Source organism: Actinomadura rifamycini DSM 43936 (assembly GCF_000425065.1).
In the GTDB taxonomy this organism is placed as follows: Bacteria; Actinomycetota; Actinomycetes; order Streptosporangiales; family Streptosporangiaceae; genus Spirillospora; species Spirillospora rifamycini.
Window position 1 is genome coordinate 199,993 of the sequence record NZ_AULB01000003.1, and the last position, 23,295, is coordinate 223,287.

Genomic DNA, 23,295 nt, shown 5'->3' on the forward strand with positions numbered 1-23,295 from the left:
ACGGACGGGACGGGACGGACGGGCGCGCGGCCCGTCAGGCGAAGTCGGGCGCGGCGTGCGGGCGTCCCTTGAGCTCGTGGAAGCCCGCGGTGCCCGCGACGAGGAGCGTCCCGTCCCAGAGCCGCCCGGCGTCCTCGCCGCGCGGAATGCGGGACAGCACCGGGCCGAAGAACGCGGTGCCGCCGACCGCGACGATCGGGGTCCCGACGTGGGCGCCGCCGATGTCGCCGCCGATCCTGCGCAGCCCCGCCGCGGTGGACGCGCGGACCGCGTCGTCGCGCTCGTCCGACCCGGCCGCCGCGGCGAGCGCCGCCGGCAGCCCGGCGTCGGCGAGCGCGGCGGGGATGGTCCGCTCGTCCATCTCGCCGCGCTCGTGGACGCGGGCGCCGAGCGCGAGGTGGAAGCGTCCGAGCCCGTCGTGGCCGGCGTGCTCCTCGGCGGCGGCGCAGACCCGGGCGGGCAGCCACAGGTACCCTTCCGGGTCGCCCTCGGGGTCGTCGTCGCGGCCCTCGTTGAGCGCGGCGAGGCTCAGCTGCCGCCAGCGGAGCTCCAGCGGACGGACGCGCGCGGCCTCCAGCAGCCAGCGGGTCGCGGCCCAGGTGTACGGGCAGACGGGATCGACCCAGACGTCCACGATGTCGGTCATGCCGCCCTTCCTACCGGATGAGACTGGAGTCTCATCCGCTCTTCCAAGATCCCGGGGGCGCGTGCGATGCTGTGGCCAAGCAAGCACTCGGTTTGACCACGTGGTCACGTCCGCCCCCGAGGGCAGGAGGCACCCCAGCATGCGCGAGCACGATCGGTTCTTCATCGGCGGCGGATGGACCGCCCCGGCCGGAACCGGCACGATCGAGGTCATCTCCCCCCACACCGAAGAGGTCATCGGCCGCGTCCCCGAGGGCACCGAGGCAGACATGGACGCCGCCGTCGCGGCGGCGCGGCGGGCGTTCGACGAGGGCCCGTGGCCGCGGATGACCCCGGCCGAGCGCGCCGAGATCCTGGGGCGGCTGTCGGCGATCTACGCCGAGCGGCAGCAGGGGATGGCGGAGCTCGTCACCGCCGAGATGGGCTCGCCGATCGGGTTCTCGATCTTCGGGCAGGCCGCGATCCCGCAGATGGTGCTCCAGTACTACACCGACCTCGCCGCCACCTACACCTGGGAGGACGAGCGCCCCGGGATGCTCGGGCCGGTCACCGTGACCCGCGAGCCCGTCGGCGTCGTCGCGGCGATCGTCCCCTGGAACGTCCCGCAGTTCACGCTCATGCTCAAGCTCGCGCCCGCCCTCATCGCCGGGTGCACCGTGGTCGCCAAGCCGTCCCCGGAGACGCCCCTGGACACCTACCTGCTCGCCGAGTGGATCCAGGAGGCGGGCCTCCCGGAGGGCGTGGTGAACATCGTCCCCGCCGGGCGCGAGGTCGGCGCGTACCTGGTGGCGCACCCGGACGTCGACAAGGTGTCCTTCACCGGCTCCACCGAAGCCGGCCGCAAGATCGGCGCCGTCTGCGGCGAGCAGCTGAAGCGGGTGACGCTCGAACTCGGCGGCAAGTCCGCCGCGATCGTCCTGGAGGACGCCGACCTCGCCGCGACCGTCGAGGGGTTCAAGCTGGCGTCGCTGATGAACAACGGCGAGGCGTGCGCCGCGCAGACCCGCATCCTCGCCCCGCGCAGCCGCTACGACGAGGTCGCCGACGCGCTCGCCGCGATGGTCGGCGGGCTCACCGTCGGCGACCCGGCCGACTACACCAGCGAGATCGGCCCCCTGGTCGCGCGGCGCCAGCAGGAGCGCGTCGAGGGCTACATCCGCCTCGGCCAGGACGAGGGCGCCAAGCTCATCACCGGCGGGCTGGACCGCCCGCACGACCGCGGCTGGTACGTCGCGCCGACCGTCTTCGGGGACGTCCGCAACGACATGCGCATCGCCCGCGAGGAGATCTTCGGGCCGGTCCTGGTCCTCATCCCCTACGAGGACGAGGACGACGCCGTCCGCATCGCCAACGACAGCGAGTACGGCCTCGGCGGCTCGGTGTGGACCGCCGACCCCGACCACGGCGTCGAGGTCGCGCGCCGCATCCGCACCGGGAGCTGCGGCGTCAACATGTACGTCATCGACCCCAACACCCCCTTCGGCGGCTACAAGAACAGCGGCATGGGCCGCGAGCTCGGCCCCGAGGGGCTGGCCGCCTACCTGGAGCACAAGGCCATCCCGCGCCAGGGCTGAGCCGGGCCGTCCACCGTTCGGTCGATGCGGGACCGCGCGGGATCAGCCCCGCGCCGACCGGACGGTCGATGCCCGCGCGGGCGTCCCGCCGCGAGCCTGGAGCCGCAAGGCTCGGGTCGGCGGCGGAAGGACGCGCGTTGGGCATCATCGAAGTAGAGGGCCTCGTCAAGCGGTACGGCGGCCGCGCCGCGCTGGACGGGGTGTCGTTCGAGGTCGGGGACGGCGAGATCTTCGGGATCCTCGGCCCGAACGGCGCGGGGAAGACGACGGCGGTGGAGTGCCTGGAGGGCCTCCGCCGCCCCGACGCGGGCCGCGTCCGCGTCCTCGGGCTCGACCCGCGCGCCGACGGCGACCGGCTGCGCGAGCGGATCGGCGTGCAGCTCCAGCAGACCGGCCTGCCCGCGTCGATCCGGGTGCGCGAGGCGCTGGAGCTGTACGCGTCCTTCTACCGCTCCCCCCGCGACCCGGGCGAGCTGCTCGCCGAATGGGACCTTGAGGACAAGCGGCGGGCGCGCGTCCGCAGGCTGTCCGGCGGGCAGGCGCAGCGGCTGCACATCGCGCTCGCCCTCGTCGGCCGCCCCGACCTGGTCTTCCTGGACGAGCCGACCACCGGCCTCGACCCGCAGGCGCGCCGCGCCGCCTGGAACCTGATCCGCCGGGTCCGGGACGGCGGCGTCACGGTCGTGCTCATCAGCCACTTCATGGACGAGGCCGAGGAGCTGTGCGACCGGCTCGCGGTGTTCGACCGCGGCCGCGTCGCGGCGTCCGGCACGCCGGAGGCGCTGATCGAGCAGGCGACCGGCGGCGGCGGCCGGATGCGGTTCCGCCCGTCCGCCGAGCCCGACCTCGCCGAGCTGGCCGGGCTGCCCGGCGTCACCGGCGTGGCACGGTCCGGACGGCACGTCGTCGTCGACGGCACGGGCGACTTCGCCGCCGCCGTCGCGTCGGCGCTGGCGCGCCGGCACGTCCTGGTCGCCGACCTGCGCGTCGAGCAGACGAGCCTCGACGACGCGTACGTCGCGCTGACCGGCGGCCCGCCCGCGGCGGAGCCGGACGGCCCGGCCGATCCGCCCGCCCGCCCGTCCGACCGCGCCTGAGGAGCCGCCGTGTACGCCAAGATCATCGCCACCGAGTTCCGGCTGCGGCTGCGGGAGGGGCACACGCTCGTCTTCGCGTTCGTCCTGCCGCTCGCCCTGCTGACCGGGTTCGCCGTCGTACCGGGTTCCGGCGACCCCGCCGAGGACCTCGGCGGGCAGACCCTCGCCGAGTACATCGCGTCGCTCGGCATCGGCATCGCCTTCGCGATCCTCGCCCTGATGATGATGCCCGCGATCCTCGCCGAGTACCGGGAGCGGGGCGTGCTGCGCCGGATGCGCGCCACGCCCGCGCGGCCGTCCGCGCTGCTCGTCGCGCAACTGCTGTTCAACGCCGTGATGGCGGCGGTCAGCGCGCTCGTCCTGATCGGGTTCGGCGCGGCGGTGTTCGGCATCGCGGCGCCGCGCAGCCCCGGCTGGTTCGTGCTGTCCGCCGCGGCGTGCATGCTGGCGCTGCTGGCGGTCGGCGCGGTGGTGACGGCCGTCGCGCCCACCGCCCGCGCGGGCAACGCCGCCGGGTCGCTGCTGTTCTTCCCGAGCCTGTTCCTCGCCGGCGTGTACGTCCCCTACGACCAGATGCCCGCGGCGCTGCAGCGGGTCTGCGACGCCACGCCGCTGGGCGCCGGGCTGAAGGCGGTCCGCGGCGCGTGGCTGGGCGAGGCGCCCGAATGGTCCGGTCTTGCGATAATGGCCGCGTACGGGGTGGTCGCCACCGCTGTGGCGGCACGGATCTTCCGCTGGGAGTGACGGCCGCCGGGACGAGCCGGGAGGGCGATGTGACGAGCGTCGGCGGGACGGTCCGCGCACCCGACTACGACCCCTGGGAGCTGCGGGAACAGGTCGCCCTGGGCGCCGTCCCGTACGTCCTGCTCGGGATCTCCACCCTGCTGGGCCTGCTCGTCTACCCCAACACCCCCGCCGGGATCGCGGCGATGCTGGGCCTCACCGCGCTGGCCGCCGGGTGGATCGCGTGGATGGTGACGCTGCACCCCCGCTGGCGGGAGCGGACCGTCCTCGCGGCCGTCTACTACACCGGCCTGCTGGCGGTCCTCGGCGCCCTGATCGCGGTCAACCCGCTGTACGGGTTCGCGGTCATGGTCGGGTACGTCCACGCGTTCATGCTGCCGTCCCCCTGGCGCTTCGCCGGGATCGGCGTCACCGCGGCCTTCTCCGCCGCGTCCCAGCTCGGCGGGTTCGCCGTCATCGTCGAGGCGACGCCCGTCTACCTGCTGGCGCTGCTCATCAACGCGGCGGTCGCGACCACGTTCTGCATGTTCGGATGGCGGGTGGAGGAGCAGTCCGCGCAGCGCAAGCGGGTGATCGACGAGCTGGCCGAGGCGAACGCGCGGCTCGAGGCCGCGCTGGAGGAGAACGCCGGGCTCCAGACGCAGCTGCTCACGCAGGCCCGCGAGGCGGGCGTGCAGGACGAGCGGCAGCGGATGGCCGGCGAGATCCACGACACGGTCGCGCAGGGCCTCGCCGGGGTCGTCGCGCAGCTCCAGGCCGCCCGGCAGGCCCACGAGCGCGGCGCCGACTGGCTCCGGCACGTGGACGTCGCGCACGAGATGGCGCGCGAGAGCCTCACCGAGGCCCGCCGGTCGGTGCACGCGCTGCGCCCCAGCGAACTGGAGGACGCCGCGCTGCCCGACGCGCTCGGCGAGATCGCGGAGCGCTGGACGGCGGCCCACGGGGTCCCCGCGCGGTTCACCACGACCGGTACCGTGCAGGCCGTGCACCCGGAGGTCGAGGGGACGCTGCTGCGCACCGCGCAGGAAGCGCTCGTCAACGTCGCCAAGCACGCGGCCGCGTCCCGCGTCGCGCTCACCCTCTCCTACATGGGGGACGTCGTGATGCTGGACGTCCGCGACGACGGCGCCGGGTTCGCCCCCGACCTGGTGCGCCCCACCGCCGGCGGCGGGCACGGGCTCGCCGCGATGCGGCGGCGCGTCGCGCGGGTCGCGGGCCGGCTGGAGATCGAGTCGGCGCCCGGCGCGGGCACCGCGCTGTCGGCGTGCGTCCCGGCGGTCCCCGCCGAGGCGCTGCCGTGACCGCGCCGCACGGGCCGGTCGTCCGGCTGCTGATCGTCGACGACCACCCGGTGGTGCGGGACGGGCTGCGCGGCATGTTCACCGGCGAACCCGGCCTGGAGGTGGTCGGCGAGGCCGCGGACGGCGCCGAGGCGCTGCGCCTCGCCGCGGAACTGCGGCCCGACGTCGTCCTGATGGACCTGCGGATGCCCGGCATGGACGGCGTCACCGCGATCACCCGGCTGGCCGAGTCCGGGTCGCCGTGCCGGGTGCTGGTGCTGACCACGTACGACACCGACCGGGACGTCCTGCCCGCGATCGAGGCGGGCGCGACCGGCTACCTGCTGAAGGACGCCCGCAAGGACGAGCTGTTCCGCGCGGTGCGGGCGGCGGCGCGCGGCGAGGCCGTCCTGTCGCCGCCGGTCGCGACGCTGCTGATGAGCCGGATGCGGGCGGGCGCCGCGCCCGCGCCGCCGGCGGCCCCGGACGTCCCGCCGGACGGCGGGGAGCCGCTCAGCCCGCGCGAGCTGGAGGTCCTCGGGCTGGTGGCGCGCGGCAGCACCAACCGGGAGGCCGCCGCGAAGCTGTTCGTCAGCGAGGCCACGATCAAGACGCACCTCCTGCACATCTACGCCAAGCTGGGCGTGAACGACCGCGCGGCGGCGGTCGGGGCGGCGTTCGAGCGCGGCCTGCTGCGGCCCGGCTCGGCGCGCTGACGGCGTCCGATTCCGCGATCGTCGGTCCGGAGCCGTACGGTAGTGCGCCGTGTCCCCTACCACCGACGATGAAGCCGCCAGCCTGGACGACGTCCTGGTCGGCGAGGCCGTCCTCGGCGTCTACCGGCAGATGTTCGCGGCCCTCGCGCGCGACAGCGGCGCGGTCGTCGACGACCCCGAGCTGGTCGACGTCGCCGAGACGCTCCTCGCCGCGTTCGCCGACGCGGGCGAGGAGGGGCTGAGCCGCGAGCAGATGCGGTACGTGTGCCGCGGCTACCCGTCCGAGGTGTTCGAGAACCGGCTGCGGGTGCTGAAGGGGCTCGGCGCCGTCCGCGAGGTGTTCCCGAAACCGAACCAGCTCCGGTACCGGGCGTCGTTCACGAGCGTGGTCGGGCTGATGTTCGTCCGGCGGATGATGCTGGACGGCGGGCAGAGCGAGATGCACCGGCTGCTCGCCCTCGAGCAGCTCAACGTCGCCGACCCGCGGATGACGGCCGAGCAGGCGCGCGACGGCGCGGACGGGCTCGCGCGCGCGTTCCGGCTGTGGAGCGTGGAGCTGCTGACGCTGACGAACGGCACGATCGAGGAGCTGCGCGAGCAGGCGCCGAAGCTGTGGGGCACCGAGGAGATCCTGGTGCGCGCCGAGCGGCTGCACGGCGCGATCCTGCGCCGCTGGCCGCAGCTCGACCGCGTCTGCACCGACCTGCGCGCCGCGATCTACGCCTACGGGGACGCGTCGCGGCGGGCCGCGGCCCGCCTGTCGGACTCGGCGGGCACCACCCGGAACCTGACGCTGCTGCCGCCGGAGACGTGGCGGACGTTCTCCCGCACCGCGTCCCGCGAGGAGCTGGCGGCCGTCCTCGACGGGTTCGTGTTCGACGCGCCCGCGCCGTGGCACGAGCCGGCGGCGGTGGTGACCGCCGTCGAGGACGGCCCCCGCGCGACGCCGCCGCGGCCCGCGCCGCCGCGCCCGTCCGTCCCGGACGCGGGCCTGTCCCGCGACACCGGCGCGGAGGACGCCGCCGCCGCGCGGCTGCGGGCGGTCGCCGAGGAGGCGCTGCGCGGCCGCGACCGCGTCGCCGTCGCCGACGTCCTCGGCGCCGACTGGGCGTCCGCGCGGCGGATGCTCGCCGACCTGTCGGCCGCGCATTTGCACCCCGAGCTGCCGTACCGGCTCGTGTGGGAGGACGGCTTGGACGCGCGGCCCGGCGGGGTCCCCGCGTGGCTGTCCCCGGGCTGGTTCGAGCGGGCATGAGCGAGCGGCACGACGTGGATCCGCAGGTGCTGGCCCGCGCACGCGCCCGCGTGCTGGGCGTCCCGTCGCTCGACGCGGCGGAGCCCGTCCCGTCCGGGGTCCGCACGGCGTCGGACGGGACGCGCGTGTGGCTGCTGCCGGAGTGGCCGGACGGCGCGACGCCCGCGCTGCTGGAGGAGTACGACACGGCGCCGATGCCGCTGGACCGCGCGGGGCAGGCGCGCCGCGTGCTGGCCGCCGCGCTGCGCTGCTGCTGGCTGCGGCTGGACGACGCCCCGTGGCCCGGGACGCCCGCGCCGGTCGGGCACGTGCTGGAGGTGTACGGGGGGATGACGCGGGGCGACGCCGACCTCGCGCGCCGCTGGGCGACCGGGGAGCTGCGGCGGCTCGCCGACACGGGGTGGCTGCTGCTGGACGAGGGCGCGGGCACGGTCCGCCCGGGCCCGCGCACCGCGCTGTGGCCGGAGGGCTCCCTCGCCTCCCTCCGCGACCTCCTCCGCCGCCTCCCCCACCCCCCACAGGCGGCGGAGCCGCCGCAGCCGCCGGAGGGCGCGTCGGCGCCGGCGGCCACGGAGGACCCGCAGGCGCCGGAGGCGGCAGAGCCGCCGCCGGAGGGCGAACCGCCGACGGCGGGGGCGCCGCCCTCGCAGACGGCGGCGGCGCCGGGGGCGCCGGAGACGGCGGGGGCGCCGGGGGCGCCGGAGACGGCGGGGGCGCCGGAGACGGCGGGGGCGCCGGAGACGGCGGAATCTCCGACGGTGGAGCCGCCGGAGCCGCCGGAGGGCGAACAGCGGGCGGCGGGGCTGGCGCAACCGGACGAGCCGTCGGAGGCGTCGGTGGCGGCGGAGCCCTCGGACGCGGCGGCGGAGCCCTCGGAGGCGGAGGGGGCGGGCGGTGAGTGAGGTGTTCGAGGCGCTGCTGCGGCCCTACGACGAGCGGCGGCGGGCGGAGCTGGTCGCGGCGTACACGGCGGTGGAGCACGCGGCGGAGCCGGTGCCGGAGGTGCGGTTCCCGGCGCTGCGCGAGCCGGCGCTGCGCCGCACGGTCGAGGGGATGCTCGCGCTGAGCGGCCGGACGCTCGTGCGGTCCGACCGGACGAAGTGGATCTCGGGCTACCGCGACGACGTCGCCGCCGAGCTGGCGCGCGACCCCGCGTGCGTCCCGTCCGTCCGGGACCGGGCGGTGCTGGCCCTCGTGCTGATCCACTCGGTGGCGATCCCGCGCGCCGCCGGGCGGCTCGGCGACGACTCGTGGCTGTCGCCGTTCCCGACGCCCGTCGACGAGCTGCGCCGCCGCACCCAGCTGCCGGTGGGCGAGCTGGACGCGGCGCTGCGGCGGCTGCGCCTCGCCGGGCTGGTGTCGCAGGTCAAGGCGGCCGCGGACGGCAAGGGCGAGCAGGGGTCGGGCGGGTTCGTGCCGGGCCCGCAGTTCCACCGGCTGACGCCCGCCGCGCGGCGGCGGCTGCAGGAGGAGCTGATCCTGGCGGCCGGGCCGGACTCGCCGCTCGCGGCGGCGATCCGGGCCCGCCGCCGCAACCGGGAACACGATCAGGGGGAGAGCGAGAGATGACGGCCGTCCTGGAACCGCTCGTCCCGGGCCCGGCCCGGGACGCCGAGAACATCGTCGGCGAACGCACGCTCGTCGCCGTCCAGGCGGTGAACATCTCGCGGCTGTCGACGCACCCGGTGCCGACCGTGCCCGGCACGCTGATCGTGGTGGCCGGGCAGGGGCCGAAGGACTCCAACGGCGCGGGCAAGTCGTCGTTCATCGCGGCGATCACCGCGCTGCTCGGGGACGAGCAGTGGCGGTTCGCGTCCGGGGCCCGCGCGGTCGCGGAGCTGCTGTTCAACGCGGAGCTGGCGGCGCAGGGCGACAGCCGGTGGGCCAGCGCCGACCACGGCTACATCGTCGGCGTCTTCGACCACGCCGACCCACCGGCCGACCCGCCGGCCGACCCGCCGGAGGACACCGGGGACGGCGAGGCGGAGGAGACGGCGCTGACCGTCTGGCTGCGCGTGAACGTGGACGCCCCGCACCTGGAGATCCGGTGGCGGCGGGGCGTCCACCTGGCGGCGGCGCCGTCGGAGGCCGACCGGGTCGCGCTGGCCGACCGGCTGTGGGCGGGGCTGCCGCGCAGCGCGGGCCGCCGCGACCTCGTCGCGAAGGACCTGGGCCGCGTCCTGTACGGCGGGCAGGTCCGGTGCGTGTCGTTCCTGTCGACGTCGGTGCGCAGCAAGGTCGCGACGAACCTGCTGTCGCAGCCGCTCAACGAGATCAGCCCGGAGCGCATCTTCAGCGCGATCGCGGCGCTGACCGGACTGGACCGGGAGCTGGAGGCCGAGCGGCGGTCCCGCGCGGAGGAGCACCGGGAGCGGGCGAAGGCCGCGGAGGCGACCGAGCGGCTCGCCGAGTGGGAGCGGGAGGCGGCGGCGCTGCTGAAGACGTTCGACCGCCGCGACCGGGCCCGCGCGGACGTCGACGCGGCGCTGCGGCACTGGCGGACCCGGCAGGCGCGGCTGCTCGCCGACGCCGCCGCGGCCGACGCGGCGCTCGCCGCCGAGCAGGAGGCGCTGCGCGCCGAGGCCGAGAGCCTGGCCGCCGCGGCGAGGGCGGCCGAGCAGGAGATGGAGCAGCTCACCGGCGGGGCGCTGGACGAGCAGGTCGCGTCCGCGGAGTCGGCGCTCGCCGAGTTGAAGGGGCGGGTGGACCGGCTCGGCGCGGACAAGGCCGTCGCGCAGGACCGCCTGGAGGAGCTGCGCCGCCGCGTCGCCGAGCTGGAGGAGCGGCGCCGCGACGCCGACGGCCGCGACGAGGCCGCCGCCCGGGAGGGCCTCGCCGCCGCGGAGACCCGCCGGGACGAGGCGCAGCAGGAGTTCGGGATGGCGCGCGGCGCCGTCGCCCGCGCCGAGCGGGCCGTCGCCGAGGCGGAGGCGGGGGCGAGCAGCGCGCCCGCGCAGATCCGCGCGCTCGCCGCCGCCGGGATCGCGGCGGTCGGTCTGCTGGACGCGGTCGAGCTGGCCGCCGGCGTCCGGGACCGGTGGGAGGCCGCGCTGTGGCCGTTCCGGGAGGCCGTGGCCGTCGGGACGGACGACCTGGACGCCGCGGCCGGCGCGCTCAAGGACCTGCCCGGCTCGATGATCGTCCCGGCGGACGGCGACGTCGCGGCCGGCGGGGAGCCCCTGGACGGGCACCCGGACGGCGTCCGGTGCGCGCTGCCGCTCGCGGGCTTCTTCGCGGCGCTGGAGGGCGGCGCCCCCGGCGGCGTCGTCATCGTCGGCGGGTTCCCCGAGCCGGTGACCGGCCGGGTCGCGCGGATGCAGGCGGCCCGCGCGGAACTGGAGGCGGCGCAGGAGGCGCTCGAGACCGCGCGGCGGGCGACGTCCGACGCGGCCGCCGAGGTCGCGCTGGCCGGACGTCGACTCGCGGGCGCGCGCGCAGCGGCCGAACTTGACGACGTCCGGTCCCGCATGGCGGAGCTGCGGGCGGAACTGGAGGAGCTCGCGGCGGGCGAGGCGCGCCTCGGGCCCCGCCTGGGCGCGGCCGAGCAGACGCTCCGGCGCCTGCAGGCCAAGGCCGACACGCGCGCCCTCGAGGCGGACCGACTCCGGAGCCGCCGCGACGGGCACGACCGGGACCGCGACCGGGTGCGGGCGCGCTCGGCCGAGCTGGCCGACCGGCGCGCCGCCCTCGGCGTCGAGGCGCTCGAGAAGGAGTGGGGCGGGTCCCGCGACGGCGCCGCCGAATGGCTGTCGGGCCTCACCGACGACGAGGCGACGTGGACGCCCGCCGAGTGGTGGCACACGGCCGAGAAGCACCTGTCGGAGGCGCTGCGCCGCGTGTTCCCGGACGGGACGTCCGACGAGGACATGCCGGAGGAGGTGCGGTTCCTGCTCCGCGAGCGCACCGACGGCGAGGGCCGCCGCACCGAGCGGGAGCAGGCCACGTTCCCCCGCCTCGTGAAGGCCGTCCAGGCGTACCTGCGGCAGCAGGAGGACTACGAGCGGCACCAGCGGCGGCAGATCGAGGTGCAGCTCGGGGCGCGGCGCGCCGACCTGGAGAAGGCGCAGAAGGGCGCGGCGGACGCGGCCGGCGCCGCCGAGGCGCACCGCACCGCGCTGACCGCCGCGATCCGCGCCCGCCTGCAGCGCGTGTCGGAGGAGTTCGGGAAGCTCGACGTGGACTACGGCGGCTACGGCGCCACCCTCGAGTTCCCCACCCCGGAGCCGCCCGGCGACCCCGAGCAGGAGTGGCGCTGGCGGGTCGTGCCGAAGTGGCGGCGCTCCGACGGGCAGCGGTACGTCCCGTACAACCGGCGCGCCAACACCGCCCTCATGGACGAGAAGGCCGTCAAGCTCGTGTGCGCGGCGGCGCTCGCCAGCTCCGGCGGCGGGCGGCTGTGCCTCGTCCTCGACGAGCTCGGCCGCAACCTCGGCAAGGAGCACCGCAAGGAGGCCGTCGCGCTGTTCCGCGAGATCGGCGAGACGCACGGCATCACGGTCATCGGCGCGCTGCAGGACGACATGGAGCCGTACGCGATCGACGCGTGCGGCCAGTACGTGAAGCTGCGCCGCTCGTCCGACACGATGCCGTACAACGAGCCGCCGGTCGTCGTCGCGTACGACGAGCACGAGGAGCGGGTCCGCCGCCTCGCCGCGCAGATCTCCGCCGGGCGCGGAACCGGGGTGAACCCGGCGGGCTGACCCCGGCATGATGCGGGGCATGCGCACGGACATGCGTCCCGCCGACGCCCTGCTCGCCGAGGTCGAGCCGCTCGCCCACGCCGAGCGCCGCCGCCGCGTCGCGGACCTGCGCCGGCTCGCGGGCGGGCGGGACCTCGTCCCGCTGCTCGTCGACCTCGGGCAGCGCGGCCCGTACGAGCGGGGGCTGGCGCTCGCGCTCGCGGCGGCCGCGCGGGACGAGGCGTCCCGCGAGCACATCGCCGTCACCGCGAGGGTCGGGCCGCTCGGGCTCGCGGGCCCGGCCGTCCGGCTCGCGGTGCGGTTCGGGGCGGGCGCCGGCGAGCTGCTCGACCTCCTCGCGGACGCCTCCGCGCCCGTCCGGAAGGCCGCCTGGAGCGCCGTCCGCAAGCACCGCCGCGACGGCCTCGCCGACGCGCTCGTCGACCGGGTCGCCGAGCGGTGGGGCGCCGCGGAGGCCGCGTCGCTCCTCCCCACGTGCCGCCCGGCGGCGGTCGCGTCCCGCCTGGAGGCGCTCGCGCCCGCCGTCCCGTCCTGGAAGCTCCTCGGCCGCGCGCACCCGGACCTCGTCCTGGACCACGCGGAGCGCGCCCCCTCGCGGCTGCGGACGCTCGCCCCCGGCCTCGCCGAGGCCGCGCACCGCTCCCCCGCCCGGGTCGTCGCCCTGCTGGAGCACCTGGACGACCTGCCGGCGCCGCTCGCCGGGAAGGCGGGCGTGCTCATGGACGCCGAGCCCGAGCGGATGCTGCGCGTCCTGCTCGGGCCGCTGCGTCCCCGACTGTGGCTCCTGATCGTGAACCGGCGCTGCGTCCGGACCCGCCTGCGCCGGTACGGCGACGACGACCTGGCGGCGGTCGCCCGCGCCGTCCACGAGCACGCGGGCGGCGCCCGGGGGCCCGCCGTGCGGAGCCTGCTGCGGGCCGTCCCGCCCGGCCGCCGCGAGCGCCTCTTCGCCGCCGTCCGCGCCGCGGCCGAGGCCGACGGCGGACGCGCGCACCTGGACGCGCTGCTCGACCTCCTCCCCCGCCCGCTGCGGGCCCGCGAGGCCCGCCGCAACGCGCCCCGGGGCATCGAGCGCGACCTGCCGCTGTTCGCGCACCTCCCCTACGCCGAGGCCCGCCCGCTGCTGGAGGGCATGACGCACCGGGAGGACGCCGACGCCCGCGCCCGGGGCGCCGCGCTGCTCATCCGGTGCGCCGAACGCGACGGCCGTCCGGAAACCCTCTCCGACGCCCTGCGGTTCCTGCACCGCGTGGACCCGGCGGGCCCGTCCCTCGACACCGTCGCGCTCGCCCTCTACGCGCTCCCGGACGCCGCCCTGCGCGCCGAGCACGCGGCCGCCGTCGAGCGCTTCGCCCGCCGCCTCCTCGACGCGCGCGAGGACCCCCGGAACGCCATGCCCGCCGTCGACCGGCTCGCCGCCGGACTCGTCCGCACGGGCCTCGCCCGGGAGGACCCCGCCGTCCTGGAGCGCGGCCTCGGCCTGCTCCACCGCCGGCCGGGTTTCGTGGCGCAGCGGCTCGACCACCTCCTGCCGCGCGGCCGCGAGACCTTCCTGAGCGACGCGCTCGCCCCGTACCTCGGCGACCACCGGTTCACGCTCCTGTTCGCGAACCTCCTGGGGCGCCGCACCGAGGAGGTCCCGTCCCTGCGGCGCGCGCTGGCCCGGACCGTCGACGAGGCCGAAGGGCGAACCCGCGACACGGCCATCACCCTCTGGCTCGCCCCGCCGCGCACGCGCGCCGACCGCGTCGCCCGCGTCGTCTCGCGGCACCCGTCCGCCGTCGCCGTCCCGTCCGTCCTGCACGCCATCGCGACCGAACGCACCGACCTGCTGGACCTCGTCCTCACCCCCGACCTCGACCCCCGCCGCATCCACCCCGCGTGGACCCGCCGCTGGACGTCCCGCCAGCGCGACTCCCTCGCCCTCCTGGCCCGCAAGACGGCCCGGGGCGGGGTGCAAAGCGGGTGAAAGTGGGCGGGGGATCCGGAAGGATGCCCGCATGCGTGCCGACGAACTGCTCGATGAGATCGAACCGCTGTCGTATCCCGACCGGGTCCGCCGCCTCGTGCGGCTGCGGGAGTCGGCGGGAGACCCGGCGCTCGCCGGGCTGCTGGACGAGCTGGGAGGGCGGGGCTGGTACGAGCGGGCGACGGCGCTGTTCGTCGCGTCGGCGGTGCGGGACGAGGCGTCGATCGCGCACGTGCTGGCCGCGACGCGCGACCCCGACGCGTGGATCTCGCAGCAGGCGGTGCGGCTGTCGGTGCGGTACGCGCCGGGGCCGGAGGCGCTGCTGGAGAGCCTGCTGGACGCGCCCGCGGCGATCCGCGCGGCGACGTACCGGGCCGTCCGCAAGCACCGGCGGCGCGACCTCGCGGACGCGCTCCTCGGGCCGGTCGCGGACCGGTGGGGCGAGGACGAGGCGGCGTCGCTGCTGCCCGCGTGCGGCCCGGAGGTCGCGGCGGGACGCCTCAGGGCGCTCGCGCACGCCGTCCCGAACCGGCACTCGCTGGGACGGGCGCACCCCGCGGCCGTCCTCGACCACGCCGAGGAGAGCCTGCGGGCGCTGGCGGAGGGCGCGCGGGCGTCCTGGTGGCAGTGGCACGGGACGGGCGTCGCGGCGGCGGTGGAGCACGACCCGGCACGCGTGGTGGGGCTGCTCGAGGAGTACTGGCACACCGGCGACCTGCCATGGGCGCTGCTGCCCGGGGTCGGGCGGCTGCTGGACGCGGAGCCGGAGCGGACGCTGCGGCTGCTGCTGGCGGACGGGCGGCGGGCGGGGGCGCTGGTGCGCCGCCGCGCGGTGCGGGAGCGGATCGTCCGGATCGGCGGGGACGCGCTCGCGGAGGTCGCCCGGGCGGTCCGGGGCGACGAGCACACGCTGCGGCTGCTGCTGAAGGCGGTGCCGCCGAGCGAGCGGGGCGCGCTGTTCGACACGGCGATGCGCGGCGTCGACCTGACCGCCGCCGTCCTCGGGGACGCGCTGCTGGACGTCCTGCCGCGGGACGTGCGGGTCCGGGAGGCGCGCCGGATGCTGGGGCTGCGCGCGGTCGCCGACGATCCGGCGCAGGTGCGGCGGGTGACCGCGTTCCTGCCGTTCGAGGAGGCGCGCCCGGTGCTGGCCGAGCTGATCCGGCGGCCGGACGCCGAGGAGCGCGCGGCGGGGTACGCGCTGCTCGTCCGCTGCGCGGGCCGCGAGCGGGACCCGGAGGCGCTGGGCGCGCTCCTGGAGTCGTTCGACCGGCTCCGCAACGAGCAGGACCCGGTCCGGCTCAGGGCGCTGGACGCGCTGGCGTCGGTCCCGGAGGGGCTGCTGCGCGCCGGGCACGCCGAGTCCGTCCGCCGGTTCGCCGAGGACGCGCTGGACGCCCGGGACTGCTCGTACACGACCCGGCAGAAGCTCGCCCAGATCGCGGTGGCGTTCGCCCGGCAGGGCGCGCTGCGGGACGAGGGCGACCTGGCGGTGTTCGGCGTCGGGCTGCTGGAGCGGGTGGTGGGGCACGCGGGGTTCGCGCACCTGCCCAGGCTCGACCGGGGGCTGCCGCGCGGGCAGGAGCACCGGCTCGTCGAGCATCTGGCGCCGCTGCTGGAGCGGGACGCCCGCCGCGACGACCACGCGCTCGCGCTGGCGCTCGTCCGGGCGCTCGGCCGCCGCGCCCACGTGGTGCCGGTGCTGCAGGACGCGCTGGAGAAGGCGCTCGACGCCACCGACGACCGGACCATCACCGCCGCGATCGCGCTGTGGCTGGAGCCGCCGGGGACGCGCGGCGAGCGGGTCGAGCGGGTGGTGGGCAAGGACCCGTCGGCCGTCGCGGTCCCGGCGGTGCTCGCCGCGATCGCGTCCGAGCGCACCGACCTGCTGCACCTGGTGCTGTCCGGGAGCGCGGCCGGGCGGTTCCAGCGCGACGACGTCGCGTACGTCCCGCGGGCGGAGGGCGCGTGGACGCGGCGCTGGACGGCGCGGCAGCACGCCGCGTACCTGCGGCTGCTGGAGCGGGCGGCGGGCGACGAGGGCGCCGCGGAGTCCGCGCGGGCCGGGGCGGTCGCGGCGATCGCGGCGGTGCCGGGGACGGGCGCGGAGCGGCTGCGCCCGTACCTGGAGTCGGACGACGCGCACCTGCGGCGGGCGGCGCTGAGCGCGGCGCCGTGGACGTCGTCGCCGCAGGACGTCCTGCCCGATCTGCTGGCGCGGGCGTCGTCCGACGACGCGCACGTCGCCGTGTACGCGGCGGGACGGGCGGCGCGGTTCGTCCGGCCGAGCGCGCTGGGGCCGCTGCTGCGGCCGGTGCTGGCGGACGGCAAGATCACCGCGCGGAAGGAGGCGCTGCGGATCCTGCTGCGGACCCGGGTGCCGGACGCGCTGTCCGTCGCCGCGGAGGCGTGGGACGACCCGCGCCAGCACCGGGACGTGCGCGCGGCGATCGCGTCGGCGCTCCGCCCGTACATCGCCGACCCGGTCGCGCGGCGCGTCCTGGCGGAGGCGGCGCAGGGGCCGCGGGACCTCGCGCGGCAGGTGCTCGGCGGGTGGCCGCACGAGATCGAGGAGCGGTACCGGGCGGAGTACGCGGCGCTGATCGTCCGGGTGGCCGGGTCGGACGACCCGGAGGCCGCCGACGGGGCGCTGGAGGTGCTGGGCCGGTGGGCGCCGTGGGCGCCGGAGGTCCCGGGGCTGCTCGCGGGCGTCCTCACCGATCTCGGGGAGACGCGCCGCTGGCGGGCCGCGATGCTCGCGCTGCTGGGCTGCGTGCGCGAGGGCCTGGGCGCGGACGAGCTGGGCGCCGCCGTCGCGACGCTCGCCGGGACGGGCGACGGCGCGAACGCCGAGGCCGAGCGCGACCTCCCGGCCGCGCAGCGGCTGGCCGCGCTGGTGTCGGCGATCCGCGGCGGCGCCGCGCGGGACCGCGCGGCGAGCGAGCCGGCGCTCGCCGCGGTCGCGGGGCGGCTCCCGGTGCCGCTCGCGCTCGAGCTGTCGGCCGCGACGCTCGACTGGGACGCCGGCGAGGACGAGGTGGACGACGCCCTGGACGCGCTCGCCGACGGCTGCGCGGGACTCGGCGCCCTCGCCGCCGCGGCGGTCGCCGAGGCGCTCGCGGGCGGTGAGGACGACGACCTGCACTACGGCTACGTCGTGCCGGACGTGCCGGACGCCGAGGACGTCCACCCGCACGCCGCCCGGCTCGCGGCGCGGGGCGACCTCGCCGGCGGCCTGTTCGCGTGCGCGCTCGCCGAGCTGCACGGCGACGAGGCGGGCTGGCCGCGGGAGTGGCGGTCGCTGCTGCGGGAGCTGCGCGCCCACCCGGAACCGGACGTGGTGTTCACGGCACGGCGGATCCACACGGCCGAGGAGTGAGGCCGCTCGTACGGCTCGTCCGCCGGCATCCGCGCACGTCCGGCCGGGCGCCCGCGGAGGCCGGCGAACGCGCCCCACGGAACGATCTTGAGGGGGCGCCTAGCAAGCATTAGGTTGTCGACATGCGGGTTCTCGTCACAGGCGCCTCCGGGTTCGTCGGGTCGCACACCGTCCGGGCGCTCCTCGCGCGCGGCCACGCGCCGCGCGCGCTGGTGCGCGATCCGGGGAAGGCGGCACGGGTCCTCGGGGCGCTCGGCGTCGCCGACGGCGACGTCGAGTTCGTCCGGGGCGACATGCTGGACGCCGGGGCCGTCGCCGAGGCCCTCGAGGGCTGCGACGCCGCGATCCACGCGGCCGCCGCGATCGGCGTCACCGGCCACGGCCGCGACGTCGTCGACGCCAACGTCGCCGGGACGCGCAACGTCGTCGGCGGGGCCGTCGCCGCCGGGCTCGCCCCGGTGATCCACGTGTCCACGATCGGCGTGTTCGTCCCCCCGGCGGGCCCGCTGATCACCGCGGACGCGCCCCTCGCCGGCCCCCGCACCGGCTACGGGCGCTCGAAGGTCGCCGCCGAACGCTACGCGCGCGGCCTCCAGGACGACGGCGCGCCCGTCACGATCGTCTACCCGGGCGGCGTGTTCGGCCCCGACCAGCCCGTCCTCGACGCCCTGCCGGAGGGGCTCGTGGGGGCCCTGTCGAAGGTCTGGCCGCTGCCGGGCGGCGGCGTCTCCGTGCTGGACGTCCGCGACCTCGCCGAGGCCCTCGCCCGCGCCGTCGAGTCCCGGCAGGGCGCGAGCCGCTGGGTGCTGGGCGGCCGCTACCTCACGTGGCCGCGGCTCGCGGCGCTGTGCGGCGCGCTCACCGGCGTCCGGCCGCGCACCTTCCGCGTGCCGTCCCCGGTGATGCTCGGCCTCGGGTCCGCGCTCGACGCGGCCAAGCGCGTCCGGTCCTTCGACTACCCGCTGACGCGGGACGCGGCCGAGTTCATGGTGACGCTCGTCCCGACCGACGACCGCCCCGTCCTCGACGCGCTCGGCATCACGCTGCGCCCCGTGGAGGAGACGGTCGCCGACGGGCTGCGCTGGCTCGCCGCGTCCGGGCACCTGGACGCGCGCCGCGCGGGACGGCTCGCGCCCCCGGCGGCGCACGTCCCCGCCGCCGAGCGCACCGCCGTCCAGCGGGTGCTGGGCCCCGTCTTCCACCGGGTCTCCGGGTCCGCCTGGTTCGCGAAGGCCGGGCCCCGGATCGTCCCGCCCGTCGACCGCACCCTCAACCGGCTGACCGGCGGCCGCCTCATGCTCGGGCAGCTCCTCGTGCCCAGCCTGATCCTCACCACCACGGGCGCGGTGAGCGGCCTGCCCCGCACGACCCCGCTGGCGTGCCTGCCCGAGCGGGACGGGTCGTGGCTCGTCGTCGGCTCCAACTTCGGCCGCGAGAAGCACCCCGCCTGGACCGGCAACCTCCTCAGGACGCCGGAGGCCGAGGTCCTGTTCCGCGGCCGCGCCGTCCCCGTCAAGGCGCACCTCCTCGACGACGACGAGCGCGCCGAAGCCTGGCCCCGGCTCGTCCGGGTCTGGCCGGTCTACGACCGCTACGTGGAGCGCACCACCCGGCGGCTCCGCGTCTTCCGCCTCACCCCCCGCTGACCCGTCACGAACCGCGCAGGGACCGGGACAGCCGGCGGCCGAGGAGCAGGTACGCGAGGACGACCCCGGCGACGTTCAGGATCACGTCGTCGATGTCGAAGGCGCGGCCGACCACGAACGCGCCCTGCACCAGCTCGACCGCGAACGAGAGCAGCGCCGTCAGCACGGCGAGCCGGACCGGGCCGCGCAGCCGCTTGGCGACCAGCGGCACCAGCACCCCGATGGGGGCGAGCAGGGCGAGGTTGCCGCCGAGCTGGAGCACCGCCTCCTTGGTCGGGCGGTCCAGGTAGAAGCGCAGGGAGTCGCCGGGCCGGAAGTTCGCCCCGGCCTGCCCCTCGTCGCGCACGGGCGTCAGCGTGAGCCGGAACGCGACGTAGCAGAAGCCGCCGAGCAACACGAGCGCCGTGACGGCGACGGCGGCGCGCAGCGCGAGGAGGTGCCGGGGGACGCGTTCACCGGGCGGAGCGGGCTGCCACATTTCGACCAACACGGCGCCCCTCCTCCCCCGCCCGCGCCCCCGCATGCCCGCCGGCGCGATTCGGACGTCCGATATGCCCCTCCCGGACCGGACCGCGGGCAGGCGGACGCCCGCGGCCCGGCCGGGCCGCGGGCGTCCCGTCCCGTCAGGCGGCGACGGCCGTCGTGGCGGGCTCCAGCGCCAGGTCGAGGACCTCCCGGACGTCGCTGACGGTGAACACCGTCAAGCCGTCCAGCACCTCCTGCGGCACCTCCTCCAGGTCGGGCTCGTTGCGCTTCGGGACGATCGCGGTGGTGATGCCGAGGCGGCTCGCCGCCAGCAGCTTCTGCTTCAGCCCGCCGATCGGCAGCACCCGCCCGGTCAGCGACACCTCGCCGGTCATCGCGACGTCCGGCCGCACCGCACGCCCCGACAGCAGCGACGCCAGCGCCGTCGTCATCGTGATGCCCGCGCTCGGCCCGTCCTTCGGGATCGCGCCCGCCGGCACGTGGACGTGCACGCCGCGGTCCTTCAGGTCGCCGACCGGCAGCTCCAGCTCCGCGCCCCGCGACCGCAGGTAGCTCAGCGCGATCCGCGCCGACTCCTTCATCACGTCGCCGAGCTGCCCGGTCAGCGTCACCCCGGTGTCGCCGGTCTCCCGGTCGGCCAGCGACGCCTCGATGTACAGGACGTCCCCGCCCGCGCCGGTCACCGCGAGGCCGGTCGCGACGCCCGGCACCCCGGTGCGCCGCTCGCCCCGGCTCAGCTCCACCTCCGGCGTGAACCGCGGCCGGCCCAGGTAGTCCTTGAGGTCGTCGGGGCCGACCGAGACCGGCAGCGACGCCTTCTCCAGCGCGACGTTCGCGGCGATCTTCCGCAGCACCCGCGCGATCGACCGGTCCAGCGACCGGACGCCCGCCTCGCGGGTGTACTCGGACGCGAGCAGCCGCAGCGCCGCGTCGTCCAGCGCCACCTCCGACGGCTCCAGCCCCGCCTTGCCGAGCTGGCGCGGCAGCAGGTGGTCGCGGGCGATCGTCACCTTCTCGTGCTCGGTGTAGCCGTCGAGCTGCACCAGCTCCATCCGGTCCAGCAGCGGCCCCGGGATCGCCTCCACCACGTTCGCCGTCGCCAGGAACAGGACGTCGCTCAGGTCGAGCTCGACCTCCAGGTAGTGGTCGCGGAACGTGTGGTTCTGCTCCGGGTCCAGCACCTCCAGCAGCGCCGCCGTCGGGTCGCCCCGGTAGTCGGCGCCGACCTTGTCGACCTCGTCCAGCAGGACGACCGGGTTCATCGACCCCGCCTCCCGGATCGCCCGCACGATCCGGCCGGGCAGCGCCCCCACGTACGTCCGCCGGTGGCCGCGGATCTCGGCCTCGTCCCGGACGCCGCCCAGCGCGACCCGGACGAACGTGCGGCCCATCGCCCGCGCGACCGACTCGCCCAGCGACGTCTTGCCGACCCCGGGAGGCCCGGCCAGCGCGAGCACCGCGCCGCTGCGCCGCCCGCCGACCACGCCGAGCCCCCGCTCCTCGCGGCGCTTGCGCACCGCCAGGTACTCGATGATGCGCTCCTTCACGTCGTCGAGGCCCGCGTGGTCGGCGTCCAGGATCTCCCGGGCGCCCGCGATGTCGTAGGCGTCCTCGGTCCGCTCGTTCCACGGGATGTCGAGGACGGTGTCGAGCCAGGTGCGGATCCAGCCGCCCTCCGGCGACGCGTCCGACGACCGCTCGAGCTTGTCGACCTCCTTCAGCGCGGCCTCCCGCACCTTCTCCGGCAGGTCCGCCGCCTCGATCCGGGCGCGGTAGTCGTCCTCCTCGTCGGCGGGGTCGCCGTTCAGCTCGGCCAGCTCCTTGCGGATGGCCTCCTGCTGCTGCCGCAGCAGGAACTCCCGCTGCGTCTTCTCCATGCCCTCCTGCACGTCCTTGCGGATCGTCTCCGCGACGTCCAGCTCGGCGAGGTGGTCGCGCGCCCAGCCGATCACGAGGGTGAGCCGCTCGACGACGTCCGTCGTCTCCAGCACCTCCACCTTCTGCTCGTCCGACAGGTAGGGCGCGTACCCCGCGTTGTCCGCGAGCGTCGACGGGTCGTCGATCTGCTGCACCACGTCGACGACCTGCCACGCGCCGCGCTTCTGCAGGATCGCGCTGACGAGGCCCTTGTACTCCTTCGCCAGCTCCTGCGCCCGTCCGGACGGCGCCTGCTTCTCGATCAGGGTCCCCTCGACCCACAGCGCCGCGCCCGGCCCGGTCGTCCCCGTGCCGATCCGCACCCGGGCGACGCCGCGCACGACGGCCCCCGGCTCCCCGCCGGGCAGCCGCCCCTCCTGCTCGACCACGCCCAGGGTCCCGACCGCCGCGTACTGCCCGTCCAGCCGCGGCACCAGCAGCACCCGCGGCTTGCCGGGCGTCCGTATCCCCGGCCCCTTCGTCTGCGCCACCGCCCGCGCCGCCTCGATGGCCGCCCGCACCTCCGCGTCGCCGGACAGGTCGAGGGGCACCACCATGCCCGGCAGAACGGCCCCGTCGTCCAGGGGCAGCACCGGCAGCGTCAGGGTCTCGCTCATGCTCACTCCAAGTCCGTGTCCCACCGGCCCCTCGGGAGGACCGGCGACCCAACTCCAGAAGGTTGAGTCATCCACACTCAAGAAAACGGAGCAGCATTTTGTTTCCTCCCCCCGTTCGCTCTCAGCGATCAACGCCGGAGCCCCCCGTTCACGACACTGGGCGCATGGCCTTCGAGCACGCCCCGTGCCGTCTCGTGCAGCCAACGGCGGCGCTGCGGGAGTCATTCCTCGCGGGCGAACTGGCCGACTGCCGCGCCGAGGGGACGTCCGCCGCATGGCTCGCGCCCGCCTTCGCCGACTTCCGCGCGTTCGTCGCGGGACGGCGCGGCGTCCACGTCCGCTGGGGCGTCCCGACCACGACGTTCTGGTACGTCGCGGGCGGGCACTACCTCGGCACGCTGATCCTCCGCCACCGGTTGACGGCGGTCCTCGCCGACGCGGGCGGGCACGTCGGCTACCACGTCGTGGCGCCGTGGCGCCGGCGCGGCCACGCGACCCGGATGCTCGCCGCCGGTCTGGACGAGTGCGCCCGGCGCGGCCTCGCGCGCGTGCTGGTGACCTGCGCGCCGGGCAACGAGGCGTCCCGCCGGGTCGTCCTCGCCAACGGCGGCGTCCCCGCCGGGCGGAAGCGCGGCGAGGACCGGTTCTGGATCGCCCTCGACGACGGCCCCGCGAGCCGGAAATCGCGTTGCGGGTGAGGTGGGAGCGTGGCAGGTTGCCGATGACGGCGGCCGGTGCACGTAGCGGGCCGGGCGCGCCGGTCGAGCGTGCCGTCGCAAGCTGAGGGAGAACCGTGACGAACTGTCCCGAATGCGGCGGCCCCGGGCCCTGCGACGACCTGTTCCAGGAGCTGCTGGCGCTCGACCACTCGCGGCGCGAGCCGTGGGGGCCGCTGCACGGCGTGTCCGTCGCGTGCTTCGTGTACCAGCATCCGAGCCGGCTGGTGTCCGCGCCGCCGTTCGGCTGGACGATCCTGGACGCCTTCCTGCGGGACGGACGGGCGGGCGCCGAACGGGTGGTGTCCGGATTCCGGCGCGCGAACTCGCACCGCCGCCGCGAGGGCCCGGCCACGGGCGCGCGGGCGCCCTCCGGGACGCCGCCCGCGCGGTTCGCCGTCACCATCGCCGAGGTCGCGGGCGACGGCACGTTCCCCGCGGACGGTTTCCCCGACCGGGTCCGGGAATGGGCGGCCGCGACCGTCGAGGCGTGGACGGCGCGTCCGGAATGACGCGGGGAAAACCGTTTCTCAAGGGGAGATCCCGCGCGAATA

At 76.9% G+C, this 23,295-nt stretch carries 17 protein-coding genes; 14 read left to right on the forward strand and 3 right to left on the reverse strand.

Annotated features, from left to right (window positions below; all coding sequences use genetic code 11):
* Positions 1 to 34 precede the first annotated feature (34 nt).
* Positions 35 to 646 (reverse strand): mycothiol-dependent nitroreductase Rv2466c family protein, encoded by a 612-nt coding sequence (locus H505_RS0100770; protein WP_026400433.1) that lies wholly within the window; start codon positions 644 to 646, stop codon positions 35 to 37.
* A 139-nt stretch (positions 647 to 785) separates the two neighbouring features.
* Here H505_RS0100770 and H505_RS0100775 point away from each other — a divergent pair, with 139 nt between their 5' ends.
* From H505_RS0100775 to H505_RS0100830, 12 genes are all read left to right on the forward strand, one after another.
* Positions 786 to 2,219 carry an aldehyde dehydrogenase gene (locus H505_RS0100775; RefSeq protein WP_026400434.1) on the forward strand — a complete coding sequence of 478 codons (1,434 nt, stop codon included), beginning with the start codon at positions 786 to 788 and terminating at the stop codon, positions 2,217 to 2,219.
* A 137-nt stretch (positions 2,220 to 2,356) separates the two neighbouring features.
* Entirely contained in the window at positions 2,357 to 3,316 is a 960-nt protein-coding gene (locus H505_RS39135) for an ABC transporter ATP-binding protein (protein ID WP_051299985.1), read from the forward strand.
* 9 nt (positions 3,317 to 3,325) lie between these two features.
* Positions 3,326 to 4,060: an ABC transporter permease gene (locus H505_RS0100785; RefSeq protein ID WP_026400435.1), complete on the forward strand. Its 735-nt coding sequence runs from the start codon at positions 3,326 to 3,328 to the stop codon at positions 4,058 to 4,060.
* Positions 4,061 to 4,089: 29 nt separating this feature from the next.
* Positions 4,090 to 5,361 (forward strand): sensor histidine kinase, encoded by a 1,272-nt coding sequence (locus H505_RS0100790; protein ID WP_026400436.1) that lies wholly within the window; start codon positions 4,090 to 4,092, stop codon positions 5,359 to 5,361.
* 74 nt (positions 5,362 to 5,435) lie between these two features.
* A complete protein-coding gene (locus tag H505_RS0100795) occupies positions 5,436 to 6,056 on the forward strand; it encodes a response regulator (RefSeq protein ID WP_211238380.1) in 621 nt (206 codons plus the stop codon).
* 49 nt (positions 6,057 to 6,105) lie between these two features.
* Positions 6,106 to 7,311 carry a hypothetical protein gene (locus H505_RS0100800; protein ID WP_026400438.1) on the forward strand — a complete coding sequence of 402 codons (1,206 nt, stop codon included), beginning with the start codon at positions 6,106 to 6,108 and terminating at the stop codon, positions 7,309 to 7,311.
* Positions 7,308 to 8,213 carry a hypothetical protein gene (locus tag H505_RS51375; RefSeq protein ID WP_245592397.1) on the forward strand — a complete coding sequence of 302 codons (906 nt, stop codon included), beginning with the start codon at positions 7,308 to 7,310 and terminating at the stop codon, positions 8,211 to 8,213. The genes H505_RS0100800 and H505_RS51375 overlap by 4 nt, the downstream gene beginning before the upstream one ends.
* Positions 8,206 to 8,880, forward strand: a complete 675-nt coding sequence (locus H505_RS0100810) for a DprA-like winged helix domain-containing protein (RefSeq protein WP_026400439.1) — start codon at positions 8,206 to 8,208, stop codon at positions 8,878 to 8,880. Before H505_RS51375 ends, H505_RS0100810 begins: the two co-directional genes overlap by 8 nt.
* Positions 8,877 to 12,011: a coiled-coil domain-containing protein gene (locus H505_RS0100815; RefSeq protein WP_026400440.1), complete on the forward strand. Its 3,135-nt coding sequence runs from the start codon at positions 8,877 to 8,879 to the stop codon at positions 12,009 to 12,011. The genes H505_RS0100810 and H505_RS0100815 overlap by 4 nt, the downstream gene beginning before the upstream one ends.
* 19 nt (positions 12,012 to 12,030) lie before the next feature.
* Positions 12,031 to 13,980, forward strand: coding sequence for a hypothetical protein (locus tag H505_RS0100820; protein WP_157432852.1), 1,950 nt, complete (start codon positions 12,031 to 12,033; stop codon positions 13,978 to 13,980).
* Between the two features lie 31 nt (positions 13,981 to 14,011).
* On the forward strand, positions 14,012 to 17,359 hold the full coding sequence (locus H505_RS0100825) for a hypothetical protein (protein WP_034516101.1): 3,348 nt from the start codon (positions 14,012 to 14,014) through the stop codon (positions 17,357 to 17,359).
* Positions 17,360 to 17,481: 122 nt separating this feature from the next.
* On the forward strand, positions 17,482 to 19,005 hold the full coding sequence (locus tag H505_RS0100830; protein ID WP_026400443.1) for a nitroreductase family deazaflavin-dependent oxidoreductase: 1,524 nt from the start codon (positions 17,482 to 17,484) through the stop codon (positions 19,003 to 19,005).
* 4 nt (positions 19,006 to 19,009) lie between these two features.
* Here H505_RS0100830 and H505_RS0100835 read toward each other — a convergent pair whose 3' ends face one another.
* Both H505_RS0100835 and lon read right to left on the reverse strand, forming a co-directional pair.
* Positions 19,010 to 19,495 carry a VanZ family protein gene (locus tag H505_RS0100835; RefSeq protein WP_026400444.1) on the reverse strand — a complete coding sequence of 162 codons (486 nt, stop codon included), beginning with the start codon at positions 19,493 to 19,495 and terminating at the stop codon, positions 19,010 to 19,012.
* Positions 19,496 to 19,628: 133 nt separating this feature from the next.
* The gene (gene lon / locus H505_RS0100840) at positions 19,629 to 22,025 is read right to left on the reverse strand and encodes an endopeptidase La (RefSeq protein ID WP_026400445.1); all 2,397 of its coding nucleotides are present in this window, start codon (positions 22,023 to 22,025) and stop codon (positions 19,629 to 19,631) included.
* Between the two features lie 164 nt (positions 22,026 to 22,189).
* Between lon and H505_RS39145 the strand changes: the two genes are divergently transcribed.
* Both H505_RS39145 and H505_RS0100850 read left to right on the forward strand, forming a co-directional pair.
* Positions 22,190 to 22,723 (forward strand): GNAT family N-acetyltransferase, encoded by a 534-nt coding sequence (locus tag H505_RS39145; protein ID WP_051299987.1) that lies wholly within the window; start codon positions 22,190 to 22,192, stop codon positions 22,721 to 22,723.
* Between the two features lie 95 nt (positions 22,724 to 22,818).
* On the forward strand, positions 22,819 to 23,253 hold the full coding sequence (locus H505_RS0100850; RefSeq protein WP_026400446.1) for a DUF5946 family protein: 435 nt from the start codon (positions 22,819 to 22,821) through the stop codon (positions 23,251 to 23,253).
* The last annotated feature ends 42 nt before the right edge of the window (positions 23,254 to 23,295 follow it).